This window comes from Cohnella sp. GCM10012308, from assembly GCF_042649185.1.
Taxonomy (GTDB): Bacteria; Bacillota; Bacilli; order Paenibacillales; family Paenibacillaceae; genus Cohnella.
This window is the reverse complement of record NZ_JBHRYU010000056.1, coordinates 19,378-31,896: the sequence shown is the minus strand read 5'-3', so window position 1 is coordinate 31,896 and position 12,519 is coordinate 19,378. Positions and strand designations below refer to the sequence as shown.

Below are 12,519 nucleotides of genomic sequence, written 5' to 3'. Positions count from 1 at the left end.
AAAAGTCGCCATCGACCAAAAACGCAAACGGGACGAAGCAGGAAACTCCCCTGCTTCGTCCCGTTTGGCTATTTCGGCTTCATTTCAGCTTGTTGCTTCAACTTCAAAGGGCTTTTGGGACAGCCCCTTTTTCTTTTTAAAGAAGCGCAGCCGCGTTTACTTGCAACGAACCGTCACGTTCGACAGCCGTCCGAATAGGCTATCCATGATCCTACAGGGCTAACGGCCCGAAGCGGAGGGGGATGCCCGTGCCATTACCCGTCAGAATGCTGCGCGTCTCGGACCGGCATATGAACGAGATGGAGAACAACCTGTGGAACGGACGCTTCGTTCCCGCCGCGATAGAGGGTTGGCATGCCGGCGCCGCGGCCGTCAGCGTCCGCTATAGGGGAGGACATACGCGCGCCTATCCGAAGCGTTCGTTCGAGGTTGCCTCGTCCGAAGGTACGCGCCACTACAACGCCGAGCTCGACGATCCCTCGATGATCCGCAACGCGCTGTCGTTTTGGTTTTTGGAACGCATCGGATTGCCCAGCCCTTCTGCAAGACATGTGCTCCTGGCGCTCAACGGCGCGCCGCTCGGCGTTTATTTGGAGATCGAGGCCGTGGATGCCGACTTTTTTCGCAAAAGGGGGCTGCGCGCTTCCAGTTTGTTCTATGCGGTCAACGACCGCGCGGACTTTAGGCCCGCTCCGCGCGCATCCTTGCTGGACGGCTACGAATACCGTTTCGGCGGACGCGGCGGGCGGGAGCGGCTGCGCGGGTTTATCGCCGGCATCCACCGACGGAGATCGGCTGCGGATACAGCTGCTTACTTATCGTCGCGCCTCGATATCGATAATTATTTGCGATGGCTGAGCGGTGCGGTTCTCACGGGCAATTACGACGGCTTCGATCAGAACTACGCGATTTATCAGAACCGAACGACGGGCCGATGGTCGATGGCGCCGTGGGATTACGAGGGAACTTGGGGGCGCAATTGCTTCGGCAAACCAGTTAGCGCGGACCTGGTCGAGATCGGAGGCTACAATTCGCTGACTCGAAAGCTGCTTGGCCATGCCCCCTTCAAGAAACGCTATAAAAGAATGCTTCGGGCATTGCTCGGTACAGCCTTCACGGAGCGTTCGCTCATGCCGCGGGCCGAAAAAATGCATCGGGAGATCGCCCCTTACATGCGTGCGGAAGGGCGTGCACGCGGCGCTTATGCGGGCTTTTCCGAAGAGTTGAATACGATTCGGCAATATATTCGAGACCGGCGCGCCGTTTTGCTTCGGGATTTGAAGCGGTTGTAGCTCGTTTCTCCAATTTTGGTCAGAACGCCAGTTCCCCTGTCGCTTCCGATAAAGCCGCCTCTCTGCTAAAATGGAGGGATGGGAAAGGCGGGAATACGATGGATTTGTTCAGCTACGAAGAAGAAAAGCGACCGACCGCCAGGCTGTTGGCCGACCGCATGCGGCCGGAGTCGCTTGACGAATATATTGGTCAGGAACATATCGTAGGACCGGGCAAGCTGCTTCGCAGAGCGATCGAAGGAGACGCGGTCACGTCTATTTTGCTGTTCGGTCCGCCCGGATCAGGAAAGACGACGCTTGCGCATATCATCTCCAAGCGTACGGAAGGCGACTTTGTCCGTCTCAACGCGGTGGACGCTTCCGTGAAGGACGTACGGGAGGTCATCGAGCAGGCGGAGCGCAATAAGAGCATGTACGGCCGCAAGACGATCTTGTTCCTGGACGAGGTACACCGGTTTAACAGTGCGCGGCAGGATGCCCTGTTGCCCGCCGTCGAGAAAGGCATCATCGTGTTCATCGGGGCGACCACGGAAAATCCGTACCACTCGGTCAACGGCGCCCTCTTGTCCCGCTCGACGCTGTTCCGGCTCGAGGCGTTGACGAAGGCGCACTCGCTGGAGGCCATGAGGCGGGCGATCGCCGATCCGGCCAAGGGGCTAGGCTTTATGAAGCTCCATGTCGACGAGGAAGCGCTGGATCATATCGCTTCGATGGCGAACGGCGATATCCGGCGGGCGCTGACCGCGCTGGAGCTGGCGGCGGTTACGACGCCTTCCGAGCCCGACGGATCCGTCCGGGTGACGCTCGAGGTAGCGGAGGAGTCGATCCGCCAGCCGACGATTCAGGCGGACGAGTCGACGCAGTACGACGTGCTCTCGGCCTTTCACAAGAGCGTGCGCGGGTCGAGCGATGCGGCGCTGTACTGGTTTTTGTACGCGGTCGAGCGTCTGGGCATGGACCCGATGACGTTTCTGCGGCGTCTGACGGTGGCGTGCAGCGAGGACATCGGGCTGGCCAACCCGCAAGCGATGGTGCAGGCGGTAAGCGCCATGGAGGCGTATCACCGGATCGGATGGCCCGAATCCAAGTACATCGTCGCCCAGGCGATTCTGTTTGCGGTCGAGAGTCCGAAGTCCAATGCGATCGCTGTGACGATCGGCAAGATCGAAGCGTCGTTCGAGCAGACCAAATCGGCCGAGGTGCCGATGCATTTGCGCGACGGCCATTACGGCGGAGCCAAGAAGCTCGGGCATGTCGGCTACCAATATCCGCACGATTTCCCCGGACACTATGTGGACCAGCAATATTTGCCCGAAAAACTTAAAAAGCGAGCGTTTTACGAGGCGACCGAGCAAGGGATGGAGGAGCGGATCCGCACGAATCAATTGCGACGCAGGAAGGCGGATCGGACCTGATGCAGATCGCCTCGGCGTGAATTCGGACAAGCAGACAAGCCTGAACCGCTTCCAATCGGCCGGTATTCGGGATATGAGGCCTTTAAGGAGCGTTCATGCGGCATAGAAGCGGATTCAGGCCCGGGCGGACCGCTTCTTCTCCCGTTTTCGGCCCGATGCTTCGTTTGACGCGGCGACCGAACATCGACTAAGCTTAGAATATTAATCGGAACGTTAACTCGTTATCCTTGTGTTTTGAATTTAAAGGAGGTGCACCTGTTCTCCGTTAGGGGGGCAGGGACAATTTGGAAGGTGACCCTTTTCCGGTTGCGGTGAATTTAATTCTGATCCTCGTTTTGGTGTTCCTGAACGGCTTTTTCGTCGCGGCCGAGTTCGCGATGGTCAAAGTCCGGGGCTCCCGCATCGATACGCTCGTGCAGGAGGGGAACGCCCGCGCGCGCTTCGCTTCGCATTTGACCTCACATTTGGACGCTTATCTGTCCGCGTGCCAGCTCGGCATTACCTTGGCCTCCCTAGGTCTAGGCTGGATCGGCGAACCGGCGATTGCCGACACGATCGAGCCGCTATTCGTAGCGGTAGGACTGCCCGAATCCTGGATCCATCCGATTTCCTTCGTCATTGCCTTTACGCTGATTACCGTGCTTCATATCGTGCTCGGCGAGCTTGCGCCCAAGACGCTGGCGATTCGCCAGGCGGAGAAAATTACGCTCTGGGCCGCAGGTCCGCTCATTTTTTTCGCGCGCATCATGAATCCGTTTATTTGGCTGCTTAACGGTATGGCCAATGGTTTGCTTCGCTTGTTCGGCATCGCTCCTGCGTCCGAATCTTCGTCCGCGCATACGGAAGAGGAGATTCGCATTCTCATGAAGGAAAGCCACGAGAGCGGCCTCATCGACAAGACCGAGCTTACATTAATGGACAATATTTTCGACTTTGCGGATACGAACGCACGGGAGATCATGATTCCCCGCACGGAGATGGTATGCCTCTACGCGAACCATCCGTTTGAAGCGAACAAGGCCGTCGCGCTCAAGGAAATGCACACCCGCTATCCGCTCTGCGACGACGATAAAGACGACATTATCGGTTTTATTCATATCAAGGATCTGCTTAAGCTGCCTGACAACGCCGTGCACGATATTCGCGAGCTGGTCCGTCCGATGACGACGGTACCGGAGAGCATGCCGATCAGCACGCTGCTCAAAATGATGCAAAAGCGCAAAACCCAGATTGCGATCCTGATCGACGAATACGGCGGCACGTCAGGTCTCGTCACGCTCGAGGATATCATGGAGGAGCTGGTCGGCGAAATACAGGATGAATTCGACGAGGAGCGCCCGGAAATGGAGCGCCTCGACGAGTATACCTATTCGGTGAGCGGGCTCGTTCTGATCGACGAGATCAACTCGGAGTTCGGTCTCGATATACCGTCGGACGACTACGATACGATCGGCGGATGGATGTACTCCCAAATCGAGATTCCTCCGCGCAAGTACCAGACGATCGAGCTGGAATCCGGCTTCCGCTTCGTCGTGACGGAGATCGACAACCTTCGGGTGTCGCGGATCTCGATCATTCGCCCCGAGGCGTACGAAGGCCATTCTCCGCTGCAGGCATCGGGGTAAGCGGTTCTTTGGAGGTAACAAAGCCTTGAACATATAATTGATTATTTGGTCGCAAAGCATGCGCCGTTCGCACCCCCAAGCGGGAGCGAGCGGCTTTTTTGCATGATTTTTTTGGGAAAGGGAGGCGGACTACGATGGCAGAGCAATCGCAAGGAGTTTCGGCCACGCCGCACGACGAAGCTTTTAAAAAACTGCTGCAGACGTTTTTTGAAGAATTTATCGCCTTGTTTTTTCCGGAGGTTCATCGGAAAATCGATTATTCGAAAGCGAAGCTCTTAATGCAAGAGCAACTGGTCGACATCGTCGGACAGGAAACCCGTACACTCGACCTGCTGCTTGAAGCGCAGCTTTTAGAAGAGGCATTTTTCGTTTTGATTCATTTCGAGCCTCAATCCTATCGGGACGATCGGTTCGCGGAGCGGATGTTTATTTACTTTAGCCGCCTTTACGAACGTTATCGTAAAACGCACAAGCGTATTATACCCATCGCCGTTTTTACGGCGGACGCTACTCGGCTTGAATCCGATCGGTTGTCCATGCCGCTGCCCGGATCCGACGAAGATGTTCTGCAATTCAAGTTTTTGAAAGTCGAACTTAAAAAGAAGAACTGGAGGGATTTTGCACAGTCGGAAAATCCGGTCGCCGCTGCGCTGCTCGCCAAAATGGGATATAATCGAAGGGAGAAGCGAGAGCTTCGGTTTGCTTATTTGCGAATGCTGCTCAAGCTCAAAGATAAATTGGATCCGGCCCGGATGGCGCTGGTCATGTCTATTGCCGACTTATATTACGATCCGCAGCCCGAAGAGGATGCAGAAATATTACAGGATTTGATACAGTCTGTTCCCGAGGAGGAGGATTTTATTATGGAACTTATGCCGGCCTGGAAGCGTTGGGGGTTTGAAGAAGGCATCGAGCAAGGTATCGAACAAGGTATTGAACAAGGCATTGAGAGAGGCAAAGAAAGATGGAAGCAGGAGGAACGTAGGGAAGTCGTCCGCAAGCTGATGAGCAAAGGAATGACGCCGGAGTCCGTAGCGAACATGCTGGATTTGCCGTTGGCAGAGGTCTTGCGATTAAACGGTGTTGATTAAAGCGTTGTTCTTGGGGGAGGGCGGGCGACGATCGTGCAATCCATCCGAACGGTTGTAGAATGAGTCACAGATAGGCGTCCGCGCGAATCGAGTCTCGATATCCGCCAGACCTAAAAAGGACCGTCAGGGCGGTTTTCCCCTGACGGTCCTTTTTAGTACATCTGTCTTATTTGCCTATGCCGACTTATGCTTCCGGTCTGCGCAAATGCACGAGCATGAATCCCGCAGCCGCGATCAGGGCGGAGGCGGCGCCCGTTCGGAACACGGTGGCGAGTCCATACGCGTCAAACAGCGCGCCTCCGACCGTACCGGCGATGAGCCCGGCGATTCCCGTCCACACCACGCTGAACAGCGCCTGGCCGGACGAACGGTAGGCATCGCTGACGATGGATTGCAAATAGCGGAGCGCCGTGATGTAGTAGATTCCGAAGGTCACGCTGTGCATCAGCTGGACGGCGATGAATCCCGCAGGCTCGTGAATGACGCTGATGAGGGAAAGTCTGACCGCATATAGCAGACTCGCGATCGCGAGCAAGGGGAGTTCTTTGAGACGGTTGCCGTAGCGTGCGAGGAGAAAAAAGATGGGGATCTCGCTGGCGGCCGACGCGAGCCAGGCGTACCCGATCAAGTCGTCGCTCGCCCCGAGATCGCGCATGGCTACGCCAAGGAAGCCTTCGTTCATCCGGTGGGCGATCGATACGAACGCGACGAGCAAGAAAAACATTAGCGTGTCCCGGCGCTTAATGATGTCGACCAGACCGCCAAAGCGAAACTTGCCGACCTTGGATTGAAAATCGGCGAGGCCGAGCGAGATCAGCAGCGAGATGCACACGGTGCCGAGCGCCAGCCAAAGCGTCCAGTCGGAGCCCGTCTGCTTGAGCACGTAGCCGAAGACGAGCGAGCATAATGCAAAGCCGAGCGAGCCGAACATGCGGATCGAAGCGAAGCTGCGTTTCATCGTGCTCGCGGCGAGTAAAGACATGCTGTCCATCATTGCATTGACCGGCGTCTGGAACAAGTACATAAGCGCCATAATCAGCGAGATATGCACGAATTCCTTCTGCGGCAGCAGAAGGGCGAGCGCGACGATCTGACCGACGAAAATCAGGTTAAGGACGCGGCGCAGACCCTGCGTTTTGTCGCTGATGATGCCGGCCAACAGATTCGCGAATATAGACATCATGGGTCCGACCGAATATACGGCGCCGATCTGCAGCTTGGTGAAGCCGAGGTCGTAGAAGTATAAGGGGAAAAAGGTCGCGATGAGCGTCTGCGTGGCGTAGTTGAAGAAGTGAAGACTGCGCAGAACGGTAAGTTGGGATGAAAAGAAGTTCGGTCGGTTCATCTGGCTGTATCCTCTCCCGGCATAGCCGTAAGCGTGTCTAGAACTTCGGTTTTCATGGCGCGTCGGAACAACCAATAAAGCAAGCCGAGCTCGGCGATCATGCCTCCGGACTGGGCTAAAGCGCCGAGTATGCCTGTCCAGCCCGGAAGCGAGATCGTCAGTACGATAATAAGCGCCGTTGTCACGACTGCGTTGCCCGTCTGCGATCCGAACATCAGCTTCGTCTGGCCCTTGGAAAGAATGATGCCGTTCAGCGTGTCGAGCCACGGGAAGATTAGCACGAAGGGAATGAATCCGCGCAGCGCCATCATGCTCTCGTCGAGCAGCCTCCCCTCGACGCCGAGCAAATGCGTCAGCATCCATTCGCCGGCAGGCGTGAATGCGAATGCGGATAGCAGGATCGCCGGCGTAAAGCCGATGAGGAGAACGAATCGTTTAACCTGCCCGGGGTCGGTTCGATAAAATTGCAGCGCAATCTGGTGGAAGTAAGTGAAAAAGCCCAGGCACAGGTTGGTCAGGCTGCCCGCAACCGCGAACGATGAGATAGACAGCGTGCCGCGGTCCGTATTGCCGAGCAAGGCGTTCAAGATGGGAGGCACCCACACGACAATAAAGGAAGAGAAGAGGAGCGGATTGTAAAAGCGCAAAATCTGCCTGGGGCTTTGCACCTCGCATTCGGGCGATTCATAAGGCAGCTTGCGCGCGAGGTTTCTGCCTTCCAGCCAGCTGACGAACGCTTCGATCATCATGCCAAAAACGAAGATGATCGCGCCTTGCGTCGAACTGGTGACGCCGATGTGCATGATGTATTGCGCCATCAGGAACATGCCGCCAAGGCGGAACACCATGCCGATGGTCAGCCACCGCGTTCTCATTTTATAGATGATGACCCCTTGATAGAGGCAGCGAATGCCGGAGAAAATGCTGAGGAACATCAGAACATGGTACACGTTAACCGCCGCGTCGGCGACTTCCGGCTCGGCGCCGTAGGCGCCCGCGAAAACGAGCGTGCCGACAGGCGTATAACCGATCATCGCGCCAAACGCGAGAGAAGCGCCGAACACGATGAAGGCGACCTTCAAAATGGCCCGGTACGATACGCGGTCGCGAACGAGGGCGGAGCAGGTCTCCCGGAACAGCACGGCGGGCCGTTCGCTGACCGTGAGCAAGCTCATGGCCGTCGCGTAACCGGCGATGACCAGCTCGGGATCGTCGGCTCGCGCAAGCGTGCCGTTGATGATGACATGCGAGAGGTTGATCAGTACGGCGGAAACGCCGAGCGGAATGAAAAATAAAAAGAGCGTTCTAAGCGATACGCGGTCAGGATGTTCAGGCAACGAGGTCATCTCCCATTCAAGCTACTCGGATATTATAGCAGTGTTAGAGAGCCTGCGGGCCGTTTTCAATACTTTTTCACTGGATTTACCCCATGCGAAATGATAAATTATTAAATGATGCAAGGCAGGCTGGATGTGGTGATTCAAGTGTCGGCATACGATACATGGTTAAACGCCCAATTTCTGCCGGATAGCCGGCTCGGTATCCCGCTGCCGCGCTTCGACGTGCCCTGGGAGGAGATGGACGCTCTCGAACGGGCTGGCGTCGTCGAGCGTTGGGAGCTGATCCGGGGACGCATACCGGACGCGATCATGGCGCGCGAAGCCGATATACGGCGTCTGCTGGACGAATTGTTCGATGAAGAGGATTTTGTCCGCTGCTGCTGGCTGAACGAGAAAATCTCCCAGGCCGCAAGCGTTATTCACGACTTGCAGATCTGGTATCGCACCCAGCAGGATCTTGAAGAAGAAAACATCAAGCGGCACGTTTGACGGACCGCGAGGATGCATGGAGGTACCGCGTGAGGGATGAACGATGGCTGGCGCGGACTTCTCCGCGCGGCCCGATCTCGCTGATGGTCCGCGTTTACAGGTATATCCTGCCTGAAGTGAAAATCGCGTTGGACGACTGGAAGGACCGGGCGGAAGCCATACCCGATCCGGAGCTGCGCAAGCAAGCATTGGCCAGCATCGCGTCCAAGAAGTTCCACTGTCAGGGCGGGGCCGTATACGCAGCGGCGAATCTCGGCAAGAGGGACGTGCTCATACCTCTCATCGTAGCGCTGCAGACGATCAGCGATTACTTGGACAATTTATGCGACAGGAGCACTTCGCTCGATCCGGCGGACTTCAGGCTGCTGCACGAGAGCATGCTGGACGCCGTGACGCCAGGGGCGCCGATTCGCAATTATTATGCGCTGCGCCAGGAACAGGATGACGGCGGCTATCTGGCCGCGCTCGTGGAACGCTGCCAGATTTGCACGGCATCGCTCCCGGCATACGGTTCGGTACAGGCGCAGGTGAGGGAGCTTGTCTCCTTGTACGGCGATCTTCAGGTGTACAAGCATATCGCGCAAGACCGGCGGGAAGAAGCGCTGCTGAACTGGTGGGAGCTGCACGCGTCCCGCCATCCGGGACTTCTCTGGAACGAGTTCGCAGCCGCTACAGGTTCTACGCTGGGGATGTTCATGCTTTTCCTCGCCGCGAGCGAAGACGAGCAATCGCCCGGCATGGGGCGCGAGATTGCGGAGAGTTACTTTCCCTCGATCAACGGTCTTCATATCTTGCTCGATTATCTTATCGACCAGGCCGAGGACGAGCAGGGCGGCGATCTTAATTTTTGCAGCTATTACGACGATCAGCAGCAATTGAACGAGCGGCTGCTGCGCATGGTCAGGAGCGCACGCGCCTCGGCGGACCGATTGCCGGCGTCCGGCTTCCACCGGATGATCGTCGAGGGTCTGGTCGCGTTGTACTTGTCCGATCCGAAGGTCAAGGGTCAGCGCCGCGTGAGGCAGACGGCAAAGCAGTTAATGAAGGGCAGTCCTTGGACGCGGTTGTTTTTCTGGCTCAACAGCCATCTCATACGTAAAGCGATGTAACAGCAAAGGGGAAGAAGACGATGGGAGCAGTTCAAAAAATCGCAGTATTAACGAGCGGTGGAGATTCTCAAGGGATGAACGCGGCCGTACGGGCCGTCGTCCGAAGCGCGCTGTTCCGGGGACTTGAAGTGTACGGCGTTCAGCGCGGATACCAGGGCCTCTTGAACGAAGACTTGCGCCAGATGGACCTGCGCAGCGTCGGCGACATCATTCAGCGCGGCGGTACGATTTTGCAGACAGCTCGCTGCAAGGAATTCCTGACGCCGGAAGGCCAGCAGCGCGGCGCCGACGTGCTGCGCAAGCACGGGATCGACGGTCTGGTCGTCATCGGCGGCGACGGCTCCTACCAGGGCGCTAACAAGCTGAGCAAGCTGGGCATTAAGACGATGGGCCTGCCGGGTACGATCGACAACGACATTCCGTTCACCGACGTCACGATCGGCTTCGATACGGCGACCAGCATCGTCGTCGATGCGATTAACAAGCTGCGCGACACGATGACATCGCATGAGCGTTCGTCGGTCGTCGAGGTCATGGGCCGCCATTGCGGCGACATCGCCCTTTATGCCGGTCTTGCCAGCGGCGCCGAATCGATTCTTGTGCCGGAGGTGCCTTTCGACATTCGGGAGATCTCTCAGCGCATGCGGGAGAACTTCCAGAATGGCAAGCGCCATAGTATCGTAATCGTCGCGGAAGGCGTGTGCGGCGGCGACGAGATCGCTCGCCAGATCACCGAACACAGCGGCATCGAGCCTCGCGTGACGGTCCTCGGCCACATTCAGCGCGGCGGATCACCGACGCACAACGACCGGATCCTGGCCAGCCGGCTCGGCGACTTTGCGGTCGAGCGGCTTGAAGCAGGCGATTCGGCCAAGGGCTGCGGCATCGTCAAGGGAGAGCTCGTGACGACCGACATCGATACTGTCGTTTCCACCAAAAAGTCGTTCGATATGGACCTTTACAATCTGGCGATCCGGCTTGCGCAATAAAGCGAACGAACGAAAAGACCCTTTTGGCCGGGCACGGCCAAAAGGGTCTTTGATTGTAGATTAAAATGGCGGTAAGCGCGCATGCGATAAAGCCTAAAATTGTACGCCGGACGTATAGCGGTTGGTCGCGTTCCATAGCAGGTACTCGTCTACGCCGCTGTCCTGCAGAGCTTTGATCTGCGCCTGTACTTCCGTCGCTCCGTATTTGATGTAATGCCCGCTGCCTAGCCAACTGGCCGTGAAGTCCTGGATCCATGGGCGAATGACCGGTTTGGCGTCCCCGAGAGGATCCAGCTTCTTGTGCGTATCGACCATCGCGCCTTTGATCGTAGCGTAAGGCGCTTTGTCGGGATCCGTCTGCTTGAACCAGCCGGTGCTGTAATGGCTCGGATAGATCATCGGGCTGATAACGTCGACGTTGGACGAGATCTTGCCAAAATCTTGACCGATGCCCTCGGCAGCGGGTACGGAGGCGGCATATCCGAAAATATCGACCGATACGCGAACGCCGAGCGGCTCCAGCTGTTCTTTGGCATACTTGACGAAGCCGGAAACGACGTCCGTGCGGGATTCGTCCGACTTCGTGAACTTGAGGCTGTCGGCCTTCTTCTCGAAGCCTTCCGGGAATCGCACGTAGTCGAACTGGATCTCCTTGAAGCCGAGTTTGGCGGCTTCCTTGGCGACGGCGATATTGTAGTCCCACACTTCTTTTCGATACGGATTGACGAAGCTGTCTTTTTTGCCGTTTTGCCAGACGGTCCCGTTCGCCGTGACGAACGAGAGCTCGGGATGTTTCTTCGCCAGCACCGAGTCTTTGAAGACCACGATCCGTGCGATCGGATACACCTCGTGTTTCTGAAGCGTGTCCATCAGGGCGCCGATATCCTTGATGAATCGCATAGGCGTGCCGAGCTTCTGCAATTCGGGATTATCGGTCTTGTACGTGATGTAGCCAAGGTCATCTTTAATATCGATAACCATGGCGTTCAGCGCCGTCTTGTCGAGCAAGTCGAGCAAGGTCGTCATCCGCTCGCCGCCTGCGCTATAGGCAGTGACGTATACGCCCTTTACCTTGGGCGCGTCGGGCTGCGGATCTGTGGGAGGTTTGTCCGCTTCCCCGCCGCTCGGCTCGCCGTTCGCTGGGGTTGCCGCCGGCGGTGCAACGGGGCCTCCGGTCGACTGCGACTTTTCCAAGTTGTGCCATGCGACTTGCCACAAGTTGCTCAGACTGTTTCCGCTTTCCGGTTTTTGCTGCGGGTGCCCCCATGCTGATTGGAGAAGCAGCAACAGCGTCAATAGCACATTCATTTTACTCTCTCCCCGCTTGCTCTTCCCAACTGTAACCCGATTATAAACGAGTTCAAACAGTGGATACAGAGGTATTTTGTAGAATTTTATTCGAATGCGAAGAGGACTGCGGAACTAAAAGTCAAGCGCGCCGCAGATCGCGCCTGCATGATTATGTCAACGGTTCGCCATCGCCTGCATATAGTGGTATGATCTAATGGTATGCTTTTGCCGTGCATCCTATAGCCGCGGGGCTGGCGGCTATTTTTGCCACCACGCCCGCCTGCTTGAAATCGGGAAATTCGCGTTAAAATAAGGACCCCGCATTCCATTTGCCCAAAGCTTAGGACGATGGTTGGAGCAATTGCAGCGCTTGCATACGGACGGCCTGCCGGAGAACTTGGCCTCATGGTCGAATAGCTGGAGTTTGAAGGCCGTTTTGTGTTATAATGATCTGTATATTTTTTTGGCAGAGCCGTTAGTTGATGGACCGGCACCGTTAGTTGATGGCCCCATAACAGAAGGAGTATGAAACTA

Annotated in this window: 11 protein-coding genes; 8 read left to right on the top strand and 3 right to left on the bottom strand. The window is 56.7% G+C overall.

Annotated features, from left to right (window positions below; genetic code table 11):
* The 5 genes from ACFOTD_RS33130 to ACFOTD_RS33110 form a co-directional block, all read left to right on the top strand.
* On the top strand, positions 1-223 hold a 223-nt coding region (locus ACFOTD_RS33130), incomplete at its 5' end, for a hypothetical protein (RefSeq protein WP_378124271.1).
* A 19-nt stretch (positions 224-242) separates the two neighbouring features.
* Positions 243-1,292: a CotH kinase family protein gene (locus ACFOTD_RS33125; RefSeq protein ID WP_378124270.1), complete on the top strand. Its 1,050-nt coding sequence runs from the start codon at positions 243-245 to the stop codon at positions 1,290-1,292.
* A 98-nt stretch (positions 1,293-1,390) separates the two neighbouring features.
* Positions 1,391-2,707 carry a replication-associated recombination protein A gene (locus ACFOTD_RS33120; RefSeq protein WP_378124269.1) on the top strand — a complete coding sequence of 439 codons (1,317 nt, stop codon included), beginning with the start codon at positions 1,391-1,393 and terminating at the stop codon, positions 2,705-2,707.
* 284 nt (positions 2,708-2,991) lie between these two features.
* On the top strand, positions 2,992-4,332 hold the full coding sequence (locus ACFOTD_RS33115; RefSeq protein ID WP_378124268.1) for a hemolysin family protein: 1,341 nt from the start codon (positions 2,992-2,994) through the stop codon (positions 4,330-4,332).
* Between the two features lie 134 nt (positions 4,333-4,466).
* Positions 4,467-5,423 carry an Rpn family recombination-promoting nuclease/putative transposase gene (locus ACFOTD_RS33110; protein WP_378124267.1) on the top strand — a complete coding sequence of 319 codons (957 nt, stop codon included), beginning with the start codon at positions 4,467-4,469 and terminating at the stop codon, positions 5,421-5,423.
* 184 nt (positions 5,424-5,607) lie between these two features.
* Here the strand turns inward: ACFOTD_RS33110 and ACFOTD_RS33105 are convergent, their stop codons facing one another.
* Both ACFOTD_RS33105 and ACFOTD_RS33100 read right to left on the bottom strand, forming a co-directional pair.
* A complete protein-coding gene (locus ACFOTD_RS33105; protein ID WP_378124266.1) occupies positions 5,608-6,768 on the bottom strand; it encodes an MFS transporter in 1,161 nt (386 codons plus the stop codon).
* On the bottom strand, positions 6,765-8,105 hold the full coding sequence (locus tag ACFOTD_RS33100) for a multi antimicrobial extrusion protein MatE (RefSeq protein WP_378124265.1): 1,341 nt from the start codon (positions 8,103-8,105) through the stop codon (positions 6,765-6,767). The genes ACFOTD_RS33105 and ACFOTD_RS33100 overlap by 4 nt, the downstream gene beginning before the upstream one ends.
* A gap of 114 nt (positions 8,106-8,219) precedes the next feature.
* On the opposite strand from ACFOTD_RS33100, the gene ACFOTD_RS33095 reads away from it, so the two are divergent.
* The 3 genes from ACFOTD_RS33095 to pfkA all read left to right on the top strand — a co-directional run bounded on the left by ACFOTD_RS33095 (position 8,220) and on the right by pfkA (position 10,695).
* A complete protein-coding gene (locus ACFOTD_RS33095; RefSeq protein WP_378124264.1) occupies positions 8,220-8,597 on the top strand; it encodes a hypothetical protein in 378 nt (125 codons plus the stop codon).
* 83 nt (positions 8,598-8,680) lie between these two features.
* A complete protein-coding gene (locus ACFOTD_RS33090) occupies positions 8,681-9,706 on the top strand; it encodes a tetraprenyl-beta-curcumene synthase family protein (protein ID WP_378124273.1) in 1,026 nt (341 codons plus the stop codon).
* A 20-nt stretch (positions 9,707-9,726) separates the two neighbouring features.
* A complete protein-coding gene (gene pfkA, locus ACFOTD_RS33085; RefSeq protein ID WP_378124263.1) occupies positions 9,727-10,695 on the top strand; it encodes a 6-phosphofructokinase in 969 nt (322 codons plus the stop codon).
* A gap of 93 nt (positions 10,696-10,788) precedes the next feature.
* Here pfkA and ACFOTD_RS33080 read toward each other — a convergent pair whose 3' ends face one another.
* Positions 10,789-12,003, bottom strand: coding sequence for a putative glycoside hydrolase (locus tag ACFOTD_RS33080; protein WP_378124262.1), 1,215 nt, complete (start codon positions 12,001-12,003; stop codon positions 10,789-10,791).
* Positions 12,004-12,519: the final 516 nt, after the last annotated feature.